The 19,444-nt window shown below is 34.9% G+C and carries 10 protein-coding genes and 1 pseudogene; 3 read left to right on the forward strand and 8 right to left on the reverse strand.

Features of this window, described 5'->3' with window-relative positions; genetic code table 11:
• Positions 1-23: 23 nt before the first annotated feature.
• From PK35_RS03835 to PK35_RS03850, 4 genes are all read right to left on the reverse strand, one after another.
• A complete protein-coding gene (locus PK35_RS03835) occupies positions 24-872 on the reverse strand; it encodes a hypothetical protein (protein ID WP_044625371.1) in 849 nt (282 codons plus the stop codon).
• A gap of 66 nt (positions 873-938) precedes the next feature.
• On the reverse strand, positions 939-2,183 hold the full coding sequence (locus PK35_RS03840) for an NAD(P)/FAD-dependent oxidoreductase (RefSeq protein WP_044625372.1): 1,245 nt from the start codon (positions 2,181-2,183) through the stop codon (positions 939-941).
• A gap of 180 nt (positions 2,184-2,363) precedes the next feature.
• A complete protein-coding gene (locus tag PK35_RS03845) occupies positions 2,364-3,371 on the reverse strand; it encodes a 4-hydroxyproline epimerase (protein WP_044625373.1) in 1,008 nt (335 codons plus the stop codon).
• Between the two features lie 109 nt (positions 3,372-3,480).
• A complete protein-coding gene (locus PK35_RS03850) occupies positions 3,481-5,007 on the reverse strand; it encodes an aldehyde dehydrogenase (NADP(+)) (protein WP_044625374.1) in 1,527 nt (508 codons plus the stop codon).
• A 289-nt stretch (positions 5,008-5,296) separates the two neighbouring features.
• Here PK35_RS03850 and PK35_RS03855 point away from each other — a divergent pair, with 289 nt between their 5' ends.
• The gene (locus PK35_RS03855) at positions 5,297-6,142 is read left to right on the forward strand and encodes an AraC family transcriptional regulator (protein ID WP_044625375.1); all 846 of its coding nucleotides are present in this window, start codon (positions 5,297-5,299) and stop codon (positions 6,140-6,142) included.
• A 357-nt stretch (positions 6,143-6,499) separates the two neighbouring features.
• Positions 6,500-7,429 (forward strand): dihydrodipicolinate synthase family protein, encoded by a 930-nt coding sequence (locus tag PK35_RS03860; protein WP_238320879.1) that lies wholly within the window; start codon positions 6,500-6,502, stop codon positions 7,427-7,429.
• Between the two features lie 352 nt (positions 7,430-7,781).
• Here PK35_RS03860 and PK35_RS17590 read toward each other — a convergent pair.
• The 4 genes and pseudogenes from PK35_RS17590 to PK35_RS03875 form a co-directional block, all read right to left on the reverse strand.
• Positions 7,782-8,050: pseudogene (locus PK35_RS17590) on the reverse strand (M61 family metallopeptidase).
• A 288-nt stretch (positions 8,051-8,338) separates the two neighbouring features.
• The gene (locus PK35_RS03865; RefSeq protein ID WP_044625376.1) at positions 8,339-10,732 is read right to left on the reverse strand and encodes a glycoside hydrolase family 127 protein; all 2,394 of its coding nucleotides are present in this window, start codon (positions 10,730-10,732) and stop codon (positions 8,339-8,341) included.
• A gap of 408 nt (positions 10,733-11,140) precedes the next feature.
• On the reverse strand, positions 11,141-12,739 hold the full coding sequence (locus PK35_RS03870; RefSeq protein ID WP_044625377.1) for a RagB/SusD family nutrient uptake outer membrane protein: 1,599 nt from the start codon (positions 12,737-12,739) through the stop codon (positions 11,141-11,143).
• Positions 12,740-12,750: 11 nt separating this feature from the next.
• A complete protein-coding gene (locus PK35_RS03875) occupies positions 12,751-15,747 on the reverse strand; it encodes a SusC/RagA family TonB-linked outer membrane protein (RefSeq protein WP_044625378.1) in 2,997 nt (998 codons plus the stop codon).
• A 1,159-nt stretch (positions 15,748-16,906) separates the two neighbouring features.
• On the opposite strand from PK35_RS03875, the gene nirB reads away from it, so the two are divergent.
• Complete coding sequence (gene nirB, locus PK35_RS03880; RefSeq protein ID WP_044625379.1) at positions 16,907-19,423, forward strand: nitrite reductase large subunit NirB; 2,517 nt, start codon at positions 16,907-16,909, stop codon at positions 19,421-19,423.
• Positions 19,424-19,444 lie beyond the last annotated feature (21 nt).

The raw sequence follows: 19,444 nt of genomic DNA on the forward strand, positions 1-19,444 counted from the left end.
TTGTGGTTGTTTTATGAAAATTTTTATTCAAAATATTCAATATCAAAGTTTACGGCTTCACCTGAATAATCTATATTTACATTAATTGGATAGTTTTCACTATCATAGGCGTAAGAGAACAATGTTTTACCTCCACTTATTTTTTCTATTGATATAATATTGTTTTTAAAAAATGGGAAATCGTAACCTTCAAAACCGCCTATAAAAATTCCTTCAAAATCCCAAAAAAACTCAATAAATCGCTCAATGTAAATTGATTCAAATTGACCATAAAATGGATTTATATTATTATCATATTGTATTGCGAATTCTGAAAGTAGATTATCTGTGTTGTCATATAAATGTGCAGAAATCATATTCCCATCTGTATCATAACCAAATTTAGTATATTGATTACTTTCGGTCAATTTAATTATCAATCCATTATTGTTTACTTCTATTTCTGCTTGAGAATTAGCATTTCCCTCAATAGTTCCGGTTAATGTTATAATGTTATCATTGTAATTAATGGTCACGTTTTGAGTGTTCCCTGAATAATTTGACAAAAGACCATTCGAATCGTATGTAAAAATATATGAGTCGCTATATGATGAAGAACCCGATTCTTGGTAGTTCCATTTAGTTAATCTATTTTCTGAATCATAAATGAAATTAGATGTGTATTCAAAATTATTGTAGATTCCATTCAAACTCGAAATCAAGTCATTCTCATTATAGAGGTAGTTTACATTCCTTGTTTCAGAAATTTTTTCGGATTTGACTAATTTACTTGTTGTTTCTAGTTCTGGGTTTTCGGGACTCGTGTCTTTTGAACAAGAAAAATTTAAAACGCTTAATAAAATTAGGGTAAAAAATAATTTCGTTTTTTTCATAAGTATCATTGATGTGTTTACAACAAGTAATATTAGTGAATTCGTGGCAATTTATAGGCTATTTTTTTACTTAAAACGCTCTGGCGACAACGGGTCAACATTAACCGAAGTCTTTTTATTTGCTACAAGTTCTGCAACCAATTGCCCCGTTATTGGCCCTAAACTCCAACCCATCATAGCATGTCCTGCCGCCACAGTTAAGTTGTTGTATTTGCTTGTTTTTCCAATAAATGGCACGCCATCGGGGGATACTGGTCGTAATCCTGAAGTAGCATTGGCGCGTTCTTCGGGATTTATTTCTACATCGGTGTAATAGTTTTTTACGGCATTTGCTAAAGCTTCAACACGCTCTTTACGAACAAAGGTATTGTTCCCCGAAAATTCCATAGTTCCTGCAAAACGCGTGAAGGTATCCATAGGCGTTATGGCAACTTTGGCTTCTAGCAAAATGGTAGGTATGGTTATGCCAGTTGGTCGCTGTACATCCATGCTATACCCTTTTCCGCCTTGAACGGGAATGTTTAGCTTTAATTTTGAAGCTAATTCGGTCGTCCAACTACCACTAGCTAACACAAAATTATCTGCTTCGTAAGTGCTATTTTGAGTAGTAACCGAAGTTATCGCATTATTTTTTATGCTGAAATCGGTTACCGTTTCGTTGATTTTAAATACCACGCCATGTTGTTCTAACCATGCCTTCATTTTTGGCATAAAGTGATTTGGCGTCATGTGCGAATCGCATTTGTAATGTACAGCACCAATAACTTTATCAGATAGAACAGGTTCTAACTCATGCAACTCTGTTTTGTTAAGTACACTTACATCAAGACCTTCTTTTATGGCTCTTTCGGCAACTTCATGTTCTTCTTCTTCACAATGTTGGGTAGCATACGTCATTAAAACGCCTTTTTTCTCGTAATGGAAACTAAAATCCAGTTCGTTTATCATGTTTTCAAAAAGCGTCTGACTTTTCAAATTCAATTCTTTTAAAACAGGAATAGACTTTTCGACATTTTTGTTGGTAGCCGATTTTTTAAAATGCAATGCCCATTTCATGAAATCGAAATCTACACGTGGCTTAATGTAAAACGGACTAGAACTATTAAACATCCACTTTAAACCTTGGGTAATTATACCTGGTGCTGCAAGCGGAATAAAATGACTAGGCGTTAAATACCCAGCATTAATAAACGAAGCACCTGTGGTAAGGTCACTTTTATCTAGAACGGTAACTTGGTAGTCTTCTTTTAATAAATAATAGGCGCTACAAATGCCTGAGATACCGCCACCAATGATAACAACTTTTTTCATCTGTTATATTTTATTTACGAGTGTAATGTTTAATATGCTATTAGTCAATTCGAATTCAAATCGGAATCACGAAATTCACTCAAACTGACGATGAACATGTTAACATTAGCTCTAATGTTTTAAGTTGAAAAATGCGCCAGCAAATTATAGATTTACTCGGCGCATTTTTATTTTTTTAATTTATATCACTTGAAATCCGTGAGCGTAAGGGTCGTCGTCGTCAATAATAATATTGTTGTAACCCGTTACTTGCGCCCAACCTTGAATACTTGGTATTATGGCTGGCTTTCCGTTAAGCGTTGTTTCTTGCTCAACTTTACCAATAAACTTACTGCCAATAAAACTTTCGTGAATAAAAGGTTCACCTAATTTTAATTTGCCTTTAGCATGCAATTGTGCAATGCGCGCCGATGTTCCTGTGCCACAAGGCGATCTATCGATGGCTTTATCACCATAAAACACCGCGTTTCTACCCGATGATGTTGGGTCAATTGGGTTACCCGTCCAAAGCATGTGGCTAACATCGCGAATGGTATCGTTTTCAGGATGTATAAACATATCTGGATACTTTTCGTTGATGCTATTACGAATGACTTGCGAATATTGAACAATTTTACTCGCTGTAAAGTCATGTACGCCACTAAAGTTTTTTTGCGGATCTACAATGGCGTAAAAATTACCACCGTAAGACACATCGAAGGTTAATTCGCCCAATTCAGGGCAATCGATAGTTAAATTTTCGGCCGCTAAATACGATTTTACATTAACTAATTTAACCCAATCTACCTTTTTACCTGTTTGTTGATATTCAATTTCAACTAAACCAGCAGGCGCTTCCATTTTAATTTTTCCTGGAATTTTTGGAGTAATTAAACCTTCTTCAATAGCAATAGTAATCGTACCAATAGTACCGTGACCGCACATGGGTAAACAACCGGATGTTTCGATAAATAAAATACCAAAATCGTTGTCTGGATTAGAAGGCGGATAAAGTATGCTACCGCTCATCATGTCGTGTCCGCGAGGTTCAAACATCAATCCCTTACGAATCCAATCGAATTCTTTAAGGAAATGTTGACGTTTTTCGCTCATAGTTGCGCCCACTAAATTGGGACCGCCACCAGCTACCACACGAACCGGATTTCCGCAGGTATGCGCATCTACACAAAAAAAGGTTTTTCTAGCCATTAAATTACTGTATGCTTTTAGGGCTTTTAAATTATTGTTTTGGTTTTTGATAAAATGTAATAAGACCTGTCAGGTTTCAAAAACAAGACAGGTCTATTAAATTTACCTTTTATTTTTGTAATCCTTTCGGAAGTAATTCCGAAGGGAATGATTGATAACTTATTGGTCGTACCCAACGTTGAATCGCATCGGTGCCTACCGAAGTATATTTTGCGTTGGTTGAAGCTGGATAAGGCCCACCGTGATGCATTGACGGGCAAACCTCAACACCTGTTGGAACGCCATTAAAAATAATACGGCCAACACGATTGGTTAATGCTTCGACAACCTCACTAAGGTTAGCAATGTCATTATCTTCAGCAATGATAGTTCCTGTTAATTGACCTTCGAGTGCTTCAATGATTTCTATAAGTTCGGCTTCGTCTTTGCTTGTAACTACTAACGAAAACGGACCAAATACTTCTTGATGTATTTTTGGGTTTGCTAAAAAGTCTGCACCCGAAACGGTAGCAATTTGTGACGCCGCAAAGTTATCGGCTACATCACTTGTAATTTTAGCAACGGTACTTACACCGCCTTGTGCTGTTACACTATCACTATTTTTCACAAAACCAGCTTTTATATTTGGGTGTAACATGCATTGCGCATCTATAGCTACAGTTTTTTCAGCTAAAGCTGTTATAAAATCTGGCGTATTTTCATCTTCAATAGTTAAAATCAACCCTGGATTTGTACAAAACTGTCCCGTACCCAAAGTAATAGAACCTGCGTAATTTGTAGCAATGGCTTCACCGCGATTAGCTATAGCATTTGGCGTAATAACTACTGGATTTATACTACCCATTTCGGCATAAACCGGAATAGGCTCTTCGCGTTGCGATGCTAAATTAAAAATAGCACGACCTGCACCTATGCTTCCTGTAAAACCAACACCTTTAATTTTTGGGTGATTTACTAAAGCCGAACCAACCACAGTACCACGACCAGAAAGATGTGAAAACACCCCGTTTGGCATACCTGTTTTTTCGGCAGCTTTAATGATAGCCGAAGCCACAAGCTCTGATGTTGCAGCATGCATTTCGTGAGCTTTTACAATAACAGGACAACCTGCAGCTAGCGCACTAGCCGTATCGCCTCCTGCTGTAGAGAAAGCAAAAGGAAAATTACTTGCTCCAAAAACAACAACAGGCCCAATTGGAATTACTGTTTTACGTAAATCGTCTTTTGGTAACGGTTGTCTGTCTGGCATAGCAGCATCAAAGGTGTTGCCTTTCCAATCTTCGTTAGCTACTAAATTCGCAAACGATTTTAATTGCATTACGGTTCTACCACGTTCGCCAATAGCGCGACCTTCTGGCAAACCAGATTCGGTAGTATAGACATCAATTAATTCTTGATCTAGAGCTAAAATTTCGTCTGCAATAGCGTTTAAAAATTTAGCCTTGTCTTCCCCAGAAACATTTCTAAACGTTTTAAAAGCCGTAGCTGCTAGTTGTGTCGCTTCTTCAATTTCTTCTGGAGTCGCTTCAACAAAAGCTGTTGGGTTTTCTGTGTTTAGCTTAGGGTTTATAGTTTTAAAACTATAATTGCCCGTTGCACTGAGTTTGTTTCCAATGTAATTTTTGCCTGTAATCATGAAATTTTTATGCGTAAATATTTTTATAGTCGGTAATTGTCGTCTTGCTGACTTAGCAGTTTAATTACCTTAATTATACGTTCTTTTCTACGTTTTATAATGGTAATAATACTATTTTTTCTTATTCTACACCGTTACCATTTAATCATAATATATGATATAATATGCACAAAAATAGCCTTTGTGCACCTATAGGTAGCAGTGATTATTAACTTATTATAGTACTATATTACCCTATAAATAGGTTTGTGTTTTATTTTTTAGTAATATTAGCAAAATTAACAATTATATGAAAGTACTTCCTTTTAAAATTCCGAAACCAGAGAACGAAGCGTTAGTTTACCAAGAAGAAAGAGAAAATGTATTATACAACCAATTACATCAACATAGTGAGATACAAATTAGCTATGTAGAAAAGGGCGCTGGTACTTTAATTGTAGGTGACACTATTAACGATTTTTACCCTGGTGATATTTTGGTTTTAGGAGGCGATGTACCTCATGTATTTAGAACAGATACCAGCTTTTCTGAACTAACCGTTGTTTACACCTTGTTTTTTGATAGGAATTCATTTGGTAAAGACTTTTTTGATTTACCAGATTTAGAAGGTTGCAATACGTTTTTTAACGAATCGGAAAACGGGATGAAAATACTTACACACAAGAAAAAACTCGTTAAACAGTTTTTAAAACTTAAAGTCCAAAATAAGGTTGAGCGCATTAGTACACTTTTAAAGATTATAGACCTTATTACGAAAGCCGAACGTACCGCCTTATCTTCATTTGTTTATAAAAAGAAGTATACCGATGATGAAGGTAAACGCATGAAAGATGTATTTAACTACGCTATGGAAAACTACATGGAAATTATTACGCTAGAGGAAATATCTCAAATAGCAAATATGAGTAAAAATGCGTTTTGTCGTTATTTTAAAAAGCGAACCAATAAAACGTTTTTTCAGTTTTTAATTGAAATTAGAATTGAAAATGCATGTAAAATGATTTACAACAACCCTGACTACTCCATTTCGTCCATTTCTGAATTATGTGGTTTTCAAAATACCGCTAACTTCAACAGAAAATTTAAAGAAATTAAAGGTTTAACACCATCGCATTACAGGTTGCAACGGTTTTAATAGATTCTAAATATTAATTATTCTTTGTTACCATCAATATTAGCTTAAAAGTATTTGTACTTAGTTCAGTCTAATATATAAAGTACGGTTTTTATTTTTTATGCTTATGTTTTTGAGCTGTTTTTCTGACTTTAAAACCTATATTGTACTCCTTACAAATTAAAACTACCTTATTCTTTAATAAAACACTTAAAATAGGATAATATAATATGTCTTTGTGTTAACAATACTTCATTGGATGAAGTTTTACTTTTTACTTTTGCCTATAACATCAATTGAAAAAAGTTAATTGAGGTTAATTATTGACAATATTAAAATATGATAGAAACAAATAACTCAGATTGGAGACATAGCGTTATGCCGGCTGTGTTTACGTGGTTTAAAGAGTCTAAATCAGGTGCTCTTGAAATTGACATAGATGCCACACAAAAATACGCCGCAGATATATTAAAAGTTCAAGGAAAAGGCGGAAGCAGAATGGGTGGACTTGTAGGTTCTGGTACTCTGGGGGAGAATAGTTACATAAGCGTAGAACAACGCCTTACTTTACTTAAAGCCTTTTCTGAGGTTGCTAAAGAATATAATGTACCGCTAATTAGTGGAGCTGCAGCAGAAACTAAGGAAGAAGTAGCTAAAATTGTTGAAGGTTTGGCTACTGTTGGCGTAGACACCGTAATGATTATGCCTCCAAAAACTAAGACCCTTCCATCTGATGTTGAAATGTATGATTACTACGAACTTGCAGAAGAAACAGCAAGAAACGCAGGTGTAACCATTATGCCTTACAATAATCCGGATGCTGCTGGATATCATGCCATATCAACCGATCTTCTTAGAAAAATTTCTGTTTTACCAAATGTTACTGCTCTTAAGATATCTACCATAGATGTTTCAATTATTGAAACCTTGATATTAGAGAACAAAGATTTAAAAGTTTTGGCAGGTGTAGACTCCGTTACGGTATTTGCAGGACTTGCTGGGGCATGTGGTGGTATTACAGGTGTAGGAGCAATTTTTCCGAAAGCAAGCGTTAGTATGCAAGAGCATGTTTTAAAAGGAGAGTGGGCAGAGGCAAACAAAATTTCTCAGGCTTTAAACTCTCTATCTTATTTAGATGCTCAGCCATTACTTATGGAATATCTTAAGCTCGCCATGGGTATTCATCATAATGATGTTGCTGGTGGACTTCGTACCTACGGTTTAAAATTAACGCAACCGCAAATTGATGATGTTCAAGCAAGATATATTCTAGCAAAAGAAAGACTTGGAGCGTTGGACTTGTTATAGTCGAAGATCCTTAAAATAAAAATGACTGTCTAAAAAACGTGAAACCTGTCATTCTGAATTTATTTCAGAATCTGAAACAAGTTCAGATTGACAAAAATGTGACTTTTTAGACAGTCTCTTTTTATTTAATATTTTACTTGATTATTTAGTAAATATAGAATCTCTTATATCTTTTCCTTTTCGGTTATAGTGAAGGCTCTTTTTATCAAGTTATCGCTATTTTAAACCTCTGATAATGGTGTTAGGTGTGCTTTCTGTTAAACCTGTGATAATGCTTTTCCAATTTTTATAAGTAGTTGAGTTAAGCGAAACAGGTGTATTAATGTGATTTTTTAAATGCATAAAAATATTATTAGGCATTAAAAAAAGCACGTTCAGTATTGATGGATTCTGCAACCGATTTTTTATCGACAAAATAACGGTAAGTAATTTTAAAACTGTTGTTTTGATCGTTCGCTACAACCCATTCGTTTTTGCTGTTTTTGTGCCATAAAATGGGGTGATTGGTTGTAGATGTCACTTTAAAATCGAGTATATTTTTGGGAAGTCGATTATTTCGTAATAGCCAGGAGACCAAACAGGAAGTATAAAATGCGTTTCTGTGGTGTTTACATTTTTTATGTGTAACTAGTGTTTTTGGGCTCTGAAAAGCTTGCAGAATAGTTGAAACTTAGTTAGGCAAAATAAGAATAACTAAGCAAAACAAGCGAAAATACGCAGACATGTTTAAAAACAGATTGATACTTCATATTAATATTTTTAAAAAAGAAAGGCTGTAGAAAAAGTTCGTTTTTGTCAATCTAATTTATTTCAGATTTTTTTAAAACACATTGTAAATCTGCTTAATGAGATCCTGAAACAAGTTCAGGATGACAGATTCATTTACTTTTTCTACAGCCTCAAAGACTATTACTCTAATTCCCACTCAAAAATACCTGCGGCATTTTTTTCGGCGAGTTTTACTTCTAGTTTTATAGCTTTTGTTTTTACAGGTTTAAAAGTAACTTCGTTAGCTAAACCTTTTTCTGTGCCATAAGCTGTTTTGTTTTCAACAGGAATCCAATTGTTATTGCTGTCTTGGTAATAAATTTTCCAATATTCAGGCACTTTACAACCACCCCAAGGTTTATCGTCAAACCAATACACGGTAGAGCTGCTTACGGTTTTTTCGGTATCAAAATTATACGAAATCCATTCTGTTGTACCTTCTTTTGGCCACCAATGGTAGTAAGGTAGCGTTCTGTCTTCGGCATCTTTAGGTACTAATCCGTCGTTAATAGCCACGATAGGCTTAACATTATGCGACGCTTCAATTTTACTTTCCGAAGCCAAGGTTGGAGCCATTTCAGGCTTTGTGGCGTTTAATTCAATAGGTAACCAAACTGCCATATCGCCACTACCACGATGCGCCCATGCGTAATACGGTATCATATTTAAGCTTACATCGGTAGCTACAATTTGTCCGTTGTCGTTGTATCTTAAAGTTTGTGCATCGGTTTTAATCATGTTAATACCGTACAATAAATCTTTTTTGGTGTTTACTTCAAACTGAGGTTTTTTATTTAGGATAACACTAAAAATATTAAAATCGTTATCTGGCCATTCTGCACAATATACAATTGGTCCGCGCTCAATAGATACTTTACCGCGATCTTCTAAAACAGCAGGATGCGCTTTAACTGTGCGTGGTTCCATATCGAAAACAACCTCTACGTTATCCCCTTTTTTCCAAGTTCTTGCAATACTGAAATATCCTTTTTCAATAGTGCTTTCAACAGGTTTTCCATTTACTTTAATGCTGAAGTTTAGCGCTTTTTTATCGGTGTAACTATACAAATTTGATGGTACAACCGTGTTTTGCAACCAACCTGGAACACGTATTTTTAAGTTAAAATTTTGACGCCCTTTAGGTGCAAGATCAATATTTACTTTTCCGTTCCATGGATAAGAGGTGCTTTGAGTTAATTTTAAGTTTTTGCCTTTTACTTTAAGGTTCGATTCGTTTGCCATGAATAAGTTTACATAAACATCCTCTTCATCAACCGCATAAATATAACCCGGAACCGATGGAATAAAGCGACTTACGTTTGAAGGGCAACAAGCACAACCAAACCAAGCTTGACGTTGGTGCTGACCAATAGACTCTAGAGGATTTGGGTAGAAAAAACTTCCGCCATCAAGCGACACCCCAGAGATAAGTCCGTTGTACAACGTGCGCTCTAAAACATCGTAATATTTAGCATCGCCATGAAGCAAAAACAAACGATAATTTAAATACACGTTACCAATGGCAGCACAAGTTTCGCAGTACGCCGACATGTTTGGTAATTCGTAATTTTTACCAAAAGATTCACCATGACCTGTAGCGCCAATGCCACCAGTAATATATAGTTTTTTAGAAACGATGTTGTCCCAAATTTTATCGATGGCATGAATGTAATCTTCATCGCCTGTTAACGCAGCTACATCGGCCATTCCAGAGTACATATATGCGGCTCTTACAGCATGTCCAACAGCTTCGTCTTGCTCTAAAACAGGTTTGTGCGATTGGCTATATTCACTTTTAATTTTGGTATAACCACGTTTATCAAGTAGTAATTTTGCAAAATCTAAATACTTTTTCTCTCCCGTAACCACCGATAATTTAGCCATAGCCATTTCGGTAATTTGATGCCCAGGAACAACCATAATTTGTCCTGGTTTATCACCAACTTCGTTTACAGCACAATCGGCAAATTTTACAGCTATATCTAAAAAGTTACGCTTTCCGGTAGATTGATAATGTGCTACGGCACCTTCAATTAAATGCCCAAGGTTGTATAGCTCGTGGCTTAAATCTTCTTCTTTTTCCCAACGCTTTGTACCTGCCCAATCATGTGTGTTTTCTGGATTCATAGTACGGAATGTGTACAAATAACCATCTTCTTCTTGCGCTTTAGCTACAATAGTAATTAAGCTGTCAATGTAAGTCTCTAGCTTTTCATTGGGGTGGGTTTGCATAGAATAACTAGCACCTTCAATGGTTTTGTAAACATCGGTATCATCAAAAGTAAAGCCTTCTACTTTGTTGTGTTCGTGCGGGTGTGCCGCCATAACGAAGTTTTCGTAACGGCCTGTTTCTTCACATTTGCCAAAAGCTAAGGGAATGGTGGTTTCTCTACTCGCTTCAATGCGTTGCCCCCAGAAGGCATCGTTTACCTTAACAGATGTAAAAGGTACAGGTGTAATAGGATAACCTGTTTTGGTTTGCCCTACGGAAATTAAGGTACAAAGCGAAAAAACAGCAATGATTAATTGTTTCATTTTTAGGTGGGTTTTCAAGATAATTTATTATTTGTTGGTTTATCCTTCTAGGAAATAAAGCCAAAGAAATTAAAAACTTCTTTGGCTTGATGAAAAATTAAACTAACTCACAATTAACATTATAAACTACTAGTAAAGTTTAATGTGCTTTTAACTAGCTGTAAATGATTATTTGTATTGTAAATGTAGTGTCTTATTTATTGAAATTTGAAGTATTATTAACATAAACCTGTATTATGTTAACTTATTTTGAGTTTTTGTTGTTAAAAAATTGGTGATAGGCATGTGGTATGATACCTAATTGTATGTAGAATTTATGTTGCTAGTTGATTTATTAAACTATAAATCCAGAAAGTATTAATACTTTCTGGCTTTATAATTAGGGAAATAAAAGTTTCAAATGAAAAGTTAATAGCCTGGATTTTGATCTAAATTAGAATTTGTGTTTAATTCCTCTAGGCCAATAGGGAATAATGTAGTATAATCTCCCTTTGGTGTGTGATTATACCAGTTTTTTGTTTGATATACCCCAAAACGAATCATGTCAGAACGTCTTCTTGCTTCTGCAGCAAATTCCCATCCTAATTCGTCTAAAAAGCGACCGTAAGTAACAGTTGTTTGATCACCAAAATCATCTATATTACCTTCTTCGTCTAATGTGCCGTATTGTACTGTGGTGTTACCAATAAGTTCTGCTCCAGTTACAGTTGCAGTTGTAGCGTCATCAAAAGATCTCATTCTTATTTGGGTTACAATAGTAGCAGCTTCTTCACTTTTGTCGGTTCTAAGAAGTGCTTCTGCTTTCATCATAAGTACATCTGTATATCTTAAAAATGGAAAATCTACACTTAGTGAACCGTTGGCTTCTGGTGCAATTTCATATTTACCACATCTAAATCCTTCAGTGAATTCGCAATCGTAAATGCTAGGCATTTCATTAATTAAGGTCATTACGACACTACCGTCGGTTGCACTTAATTGATCTCCCATTAACCAGGTGTCAGATAATCTTTTGTCGTTTGGATTGTAGCTATTAATAAATTGAGGGTTGCAGCTTGAGCCACCCCAAGGTTGTGCTTGCATTCCAAAAACAAGTCTGTGGTCCGGTAATAGCATTTTCATATGTGCATTCCATTGCCCTGCGAAAATTTGATCGTAAGGAATGGCAAAAACCATTTCAGGGTTGGTTTCGTTGTTTGTAGAAAAGATGTCAGAATAATTTTCAGAGAGAATAAAGGCATCACTATTGATAATTTCATCACAAGCGTCAATTACATTTGCCCACTGTGGTGTACCAGTGTATACTTCGGCATTTAAATACACTCTAGCTAAAATGTGGTATGCTGCCCATTTTGTAATTCTACCATATGTCGAAACATCAACAACTTCAGATAAATCTGGTATCACTTCAGTTAATTCTGAAACAATAAAATTATAAACATCTGCACGAGAACTTTGTACAGGTAATTCATCACTATAACTTGCTATTATAGGTACATTACCATGAGTATCTATAAGCATAGAATAATATAATGCTCTTACACCACGCATTTCGGCAATTATAGCAGCTGCTTGTTCTTCACTAACAGGTAGTTGGCCTAATTCAATTTGTAAAATTACTCGGTTTGCACTGTTGATACCATTAAAACAATTTATCCAGGTATTTCGAGGTTGCCATTGGGTTTCGGTCCATTCGTGAAAATGCATTCTTTTGTAAGTTCCACCATCATCCCACCCATTTGGGCGTGTTGGGGTGATAAACATGTCGCCTGGTTCTTCTTGTAAATCGAAATATCCTTGCCATCCCATAACAAAACGCATAGGTGTGTAGGCTGAAGCCATTACAGAAATAATATCGGCTTCAGAAGGTGTAAACGAAGATTCGGTAACTTCAGAAAATACTTCTTCATCAAGATTGGTGCATCCAGAAATTACGACGGCTATACTTAAGGTTAGAGCGGAAGCTATTAACCTTAAAGATTTTAATGTTTTTATTTTGCTTTTCATAATTCTATTTTTTAAAATGTAAAGTTAACTCCTAGTGAAAATGTTCTTGTAGATGGATATTTGTCACGCTCATCATTTCCTGGTGCTAGTCCTTCTCTATTAACTTCGGGATCAATACCTTTATAGCTAGTTATAGTTGCTAAGTTTAAGCCAGTAGCATAAATTCTAAAAGATTGAGTAAACTTTAAAATATTTTTAGGTAATGTGTATCCTAATGTTACGTTATCTATCTTTAAAAAATCACCATCCTCAACATAATAGCTTACGTATCTTTGTACATCGTTTAATACTGCCTTTCCGTAAACTTGGTCGTAGGCAGAGTCTAAAGTGTTATAGCTAATGGTAGGGTTTTCGTAAAACATTCTAGAAAAATTTAGTATTTGATAATCTAGAGCACCACGTAGGTTTACCATTAAATCGAAATTTTTGTATTTAAATGTGTTATTCCAGCTGTAATAGGCTTTTGGTAATCCATTTCCAAGTACTCGTCTGTCGTCGGTTGTTGCTTCGGTGGCAGAAACTAAAGTGCCGTCTGGTCGCTCGATAATCCAAATTCCGTTATCATCAATATCTACACTTTTTAAGCCGTAAAAGTTACCAATTGGTTGTCCTTCCTGAACTCTATGTGTACTAATTTGAATAGGTTCCCCAGTGTAGCCTTGGTCGAAGAAGTCGTTGGTTAGTTGGAATTCATCATTTGAAAGTGATACAATTTTATTGGTATTTGTAGAGTAGGTTAAATTAGTAGTCCACTCGAAATTTTCATTTTGCACAGGAGTTATATTAAGTAAAAATTCTAATCCTGAATTTTTGATTTCTGCTACATTTGCAGCAATACTTCCGTAAAAATATGGAGGAGTTGGTACGCTATAGTTGAATAATGCATCTTTTGTTGTACGGTTATAGTAATCTATTGCTCCATTAATTTTACCATCAAAGAAACCAAAATCTAAACCAACATTAAATTCTTCTTTTTTCTCCCATCTCAAGTCTGGGTTTGCGTTTCTAGAAGGCACTAATTGTCTTACCCACTGTCCGTTATTAAGGAAGTATTGCCCATAAGTTAAACCACTTAAAGATTGATAATTGTTTCCTGCGTTAATACCTGTAACACCAAAACCAGTTCTTAGCTTTAAGTTAGATAACCAATCCCAATTTTCGGCAAAGTCTTCTTGATCGACACGCCATCCTAGAGAAACCCCTGGAAAATTTCCCCATTTGTTGTCTGCTCCAAATCTAGAAGATCCTTCTCTACGCATACTAGCCATAAATAGGTAACGATTGTCATAGTTGTAAGTTACTCTAGCAAAGAAAGCTATAAGCTTATTTGAGTTTTTATAACTTCCCATACCTGCTTCACCTAGCTGTAAGCCTTGGCCACTGCCTATATTATTGTAGGTAAAAGCATCTGTTGGGAAACGACGGTTGTTTACCCAAAAACCTTCATTTGTATTATCTTCATAATTATAACCAGCTAATCCTGTTACTTTATGTGCTCCAAACGATTCTTTATAATCTATTGTGAATTGCCCATAATTACCAACATAATCGTCTGTTCCTCTCGAAGCAAAACCATCTTGACCACTTTTTACTGTAGATACATGATTTTTGGTTTGGTAAAATCCTCTAATATTAGAGTTCCCTTTTCTTGTGTAAAGTCCTTTTACTGTTAAATTATCCAAGATGTCATAGCTCAAAGACATATCGAAACGCGTGTTTCTATATCTATTTTGTCCAATCGTTTCTTGAATATAAGCTACTGGGTTGTCGTAAAAATAAACGTCTCTTTCGTACCAGCTTCCATCATCATTTTTTACTGGTTCTGTTGGGTTTCTTATTAATGCTTGTCTGTAAATATAAGGGTTGAAACTGCTGCCATCTCCAAGTGCGTTAAAAGTTTGTTCGCTTAAAATAATACCAACATTCGCTTTAAGCTTATTATCGAACATGGCATGGTTAACATTGATTCTTGAAGTGTATTTTTCGTTGTTAGATTTCAAGAATATACCTTCGATGTCTCTATAGTTAAGAGATGCTGTTAAGTTAGATGTAGAGTTTCCGCCTCTAAAAATTAAACTATGTACTTGACTGTACGCTTCTCTTGTTATTTCGTCAACCCAATCTGTACTAGCCCCAAAATCTTCAACGTTTGCACCATTAAAAGTATAACCTTCATCATATTTTTGACGTAATTCGTTTGCGTCTAAAAAATCTAAGGTATTAGCTATGGTGGTAAGCGATGCATAACCGTTGTATTCTATTGTAGACTTCATGTCGTTTTTACCAGATTTGGTAGTAATAATTATTACACCATTTGTACCTCGAGTACCGTAAATTGCTGTAGCAGAGCCATCTTTAAGCACGTCGATAGATTCAATATCTTCTGGAGCTACTGTGCTTAAGCTACCAGGTACACCATCTACTAAAATTAAAGGGTTAGTTCCTCCTAAAATAGAAGAGGTTCCTCTTAGGCTTATTTGAGTGCCTGTGGTTGGATCACCTGAAGGTGCCGAAACAGATAAACCAGCAACTTTACCCTGTATTAATTGAGCGGCGTCTTTTACGTTACCTTGAACAAAGCTTTCAGACTTTACAGTAGCAACTGCACTTGTTACATCTGCTCGTTTTTGTGTTCCATAACCAATTACTACAACTTCAGATAGTTTTTGTAAATCCTCCTCTAAAGTGATTTTTAAATTAGTATCAGAATCTTTTAATTGTATTTCTATAGTTTTAAAGCCTACGTATGAGAATTCTAAAACAGAACCAGAGTTTATTGTGTTAATTGTAAAGTTTCCATCGAAATCAGATGTTGTTCCGTTTGTTGTGTTCTTTTCTAAAATAGAAACTCCCAGAAGAGGCAAGCCGTTAGCGTCGGTTATATTACCTGATATTTTTTGTTGTGCAAACCCAATGCTTACTACTAAAAATAAGACAAAGGAAAGCTTTGTTTTTAGTTTTAAACAAATTGATGTTTTAAAAATTTGGAATAAATTAGTATTATTCATAATTCATTTTTGTTGAATTGTTCTTAAAATTGATTTATAATTCTAAGAAACAATGTTGATTAAACTTGTTTTTTTTAACATATAAAAAGATTGATGAGTTGTTTTTTTTGTTTTAAACTAACTTATTTTTGATGTAAATAGGTCAATTTAGTACAGAAAGTTGTACTATTTCACTTTTTAGTTGATATGAAGTTTTTAACCCGATTATTTAAAAAAAATATACAAAACGGTTATAGCTTTTTTTGGGTTTAACTCTAATTAAAAGTAAAATATTGAAAAATTACAGTAACAATTATTTAATATGTTTTAGGCTTAAATTGTTCTAAGCTTTGTAAATACATTTTACTTGGTTTTTTGTGTGTGTTGCCATGTTGAAAATAGTTGAAAATTAGTTAGTTTCTTTATGTTAATTTTAACCTCGGTACCAGAATAAGGTTGTTTTTTTGTAAAATTATAATGATAATCGTTTCGAGTAATCATCATAATTAGCAGAAACTAATACTATATTAACGGTTTTTTAAGATTTTAAGAGAAAGAAGTGTAAAATACGTACAGTATTGGTGAAATTACGTTAATACTTTTTGTTTTATTTAGTATTTTCAATAACGCATAAGCGTATTAATTAAGTCCTTTTTTATTTGTTTTTTAATTGATTAAGTATTCAAAAAAAATCCGGAAAAACTATTTTACTTAAAATAGTTATAAAATGGTGTTGTTTTAGTTTTGCGTTATTAAAATGTTTTCAATGGTTAACTTTTACACTGTGTATTAAATAAACGTTATATTATATAGTTACAACAGCACACATATAAGTTTAAAACATTTAGGTTAATTATAGCCGTAATGGTTAATGATTGTGTTTTAATATAGTGAGAGTAAAATACCATTACCTTATTAATATAGTAGCCAGAATCTATTAAGGTGTAATTACTACTATATTATAATGTGCTGTTTATAAATCTATCTTCTTAATAATTAGCTTTACTTAAGCTTATTGTAGGTTTATGTATTTAAATTGGATGTATTTTATGCAATACGTAATTTTTTATATTTCAATTTGATAAATCCGTAATAATAGGCCTATTTAGAATTTTCTTTATTCGTAATTAAGTATAATTACGTAGTTTTTACTTATATTTGTTTTATAAAATACGTAGTTATGAAAAAAATCATAGTAGTAGGTAACGGTATGGTAGGCTATAAATTCTGCGAAAAATTTGCAGAAAAAGCTACTGATACCTCATTTAAGTTAACCGTTTTTGGTGAAGAACCACGTCCGGCATACGACCGCGTTCACTTAAGTGAATATTTTGAAAACCAAGATGCAAAAGCTCTAGAAATGGCTCCAGCCGAATGGTATTCTGAAAATAACATCGATTTAGTTACAAATGAACGTGTGGTAGATATACACCGTTCGTCTAAAACTATTACTACATCAAAAGATAGAACTTTTACCTACGACTATTTAGTACTTGCCACAGGATCGTCTCCTTTTGTACCACCAATTAAAGGTGTAGAAAAAGAAGGTGTATTTGTGTACAGAACTATTGAAGATTTAGAAGGCATGCTCGCTTACGCAGCTAACTTAAAAGCCATAAAGCCAGATGCTAAAGCTGCGGTTTTAGGTGGTGGTTTGTTAGGTTTAGAAGCTGGTAAAGCAGTTTTAGATATGGGTTTAGAACCACATATCGTAGAGTTTGCACCAAAGTTAATGCCACGACAGTTAGATTCTAGAAGTAGTAATGTATTGCAATTAAAGTTAGAATCTATTGGTTTAAATATTCATTTAAGTAAAGCTACGAATCAAATTTTAGGCGACGAAGCTATTATAGGGATGGAGTTTGGCGAAGACGATGTGCTAGATGTAGACATGCTAATTGTTTCAGCAGGTATTCGCCCGCGAGACGAACTCGCCAAAACTTGCGATTTAGAAGTTGGCGTACGTGGTGGTATTTTGGTTAACAACAAAATGCAAACTACCGATCCAGATATTTTTGCTATTGGCGAAGTGGCTTTGTTAAATCAAATGATTTATGGTTTGGTAGCTCCTGGTTACGATATGGCAGAAATTGCGGTGAAGCAAATTTTAGGTGAAGCCGATGCTGAAATGCCAAAAGATATCGATATGTCAACCAAATTGAAACTAATTGGTGTTGATGTAGCTAGTTTTGGCGAACCATTTATGCCAGCATCAAAAGGCCATTCTATTATATATGAAGATAAAACCAAGTTTTTATACAAACGTATTAATGTAAGTCACGATCGTAAAAAATTACTTGGTGGCATTTTAGTTGGCGATGCGGCCGATTATAATATGCTACACCAAATTTATATGAATGGTATGGCTATTCCAGAAGAGCCAGCGCAATTAATTTTACCAAGTAGCGATGGTGCTGCAGCATTTGGCGATGTTATGGATTTACCAGACGAAGCTCAAATATGTTCGTGCGAAAGTGTAACAAAAGGTCAAATTTGTGGTGTTATTGAGAGTGGTGAAGCTAAAGATTTAGCTGATGTTGTGTCGTGTACAAAAGCAGGAACTGGTTGTGGTGGCTGTAAACCAATGGTTAAAGATATTGCCGAAGCAACTTTAAAATCGCTCGGTATCGAGGTTAAAGATTCTATTTGCGAACATTTCGATTACAACCGTCAAGATTTATATAAAATTATTCAGGTAAAAGGCTATACAACTTTTAACCAAGTGTTAGACAGTCACGGAAATGGTGGTCATGGTTGTGAGCTATGTAAACCCGTAGTGGCATCGTTAATGGCAAGTATACATGCCGATACAGCTAATAAAGAATACGCTATTCAAGATTCAAACGATAGGTTTTTAGCAAACATTCAGCGTAACGGAACCTATTCTGTGGTACCGCGAGTTCCAGGAGGCGAAATTACACCAGACAAGTTAATTGCTCTTGGTGAAATTGCTAAAAAATACAATTTATATACAAAAATAACGGGAGGTGTTCGTATCGATTTATTTGGTGCTACATTAAATCAGTTACCATTAATTTGGAAAGAATTAATTGCTCATGGTTTCGAGAGTGGTCATGCCTATGGTAAATCGTTGCGTACGGTAAAAACTTGTGTAGGTTCTACGTGGTGCCGTTACGGCATGGACGAAAGTGTGAGTTTTGGTATTGAGTTAGAAAACCGTTACCGTGGTATTCGTGCGCCTCATAAAATTAAAGGAGGTGTTTCGGGCTGTATTCGCGAATGCGCCGAAGCTCGTGGTAAAGATTTTGGTTTAATTGCTGTTGAAGGCGGTTGGAATCTTTATGTTGGTGGTAATGGTGGCGCAAACCCACGTCATGCCGAATTATTTGCAGAACAAATAGATAACGAAACCGTAATTAAATACCTCGATCGTTACTTAATGTTTTACATGCGAACTGCCAAACCTTTACAGCGTACTGCCGCATGGCAAGAACGATTAGAAGGCGGATTAGATTATTTAAAAGAAGTTATTATTGATGATAAATTAGGAATTGCTAAAGATTTAGAAGCCGAAATGCAAACCCTAGTTAATAAGTTTGAATGTGAATGGACACAAGCTGTTAACGACCCAGAAATGATGAAGCGATTTAGCCATTTTGTAAACAGTAATGACGACGACGATAATATAGTTTTTGTACCAATGCGCGAACAAAAAATGCCTGAACCCTGGAAATAAGCTAACAACCTTAAAAAAACA

The sequence above is a fragment of the Neotamlana nanhaiensis genome, assembly GCF_000943555.1.
Taxonomy (GTDB): Bacteria; Bacteroidota; Bacteroidia; order Flavobacteriales; family Flavobacteriaceae; genus Neotamlana; species Neotamlana nanhaiensis.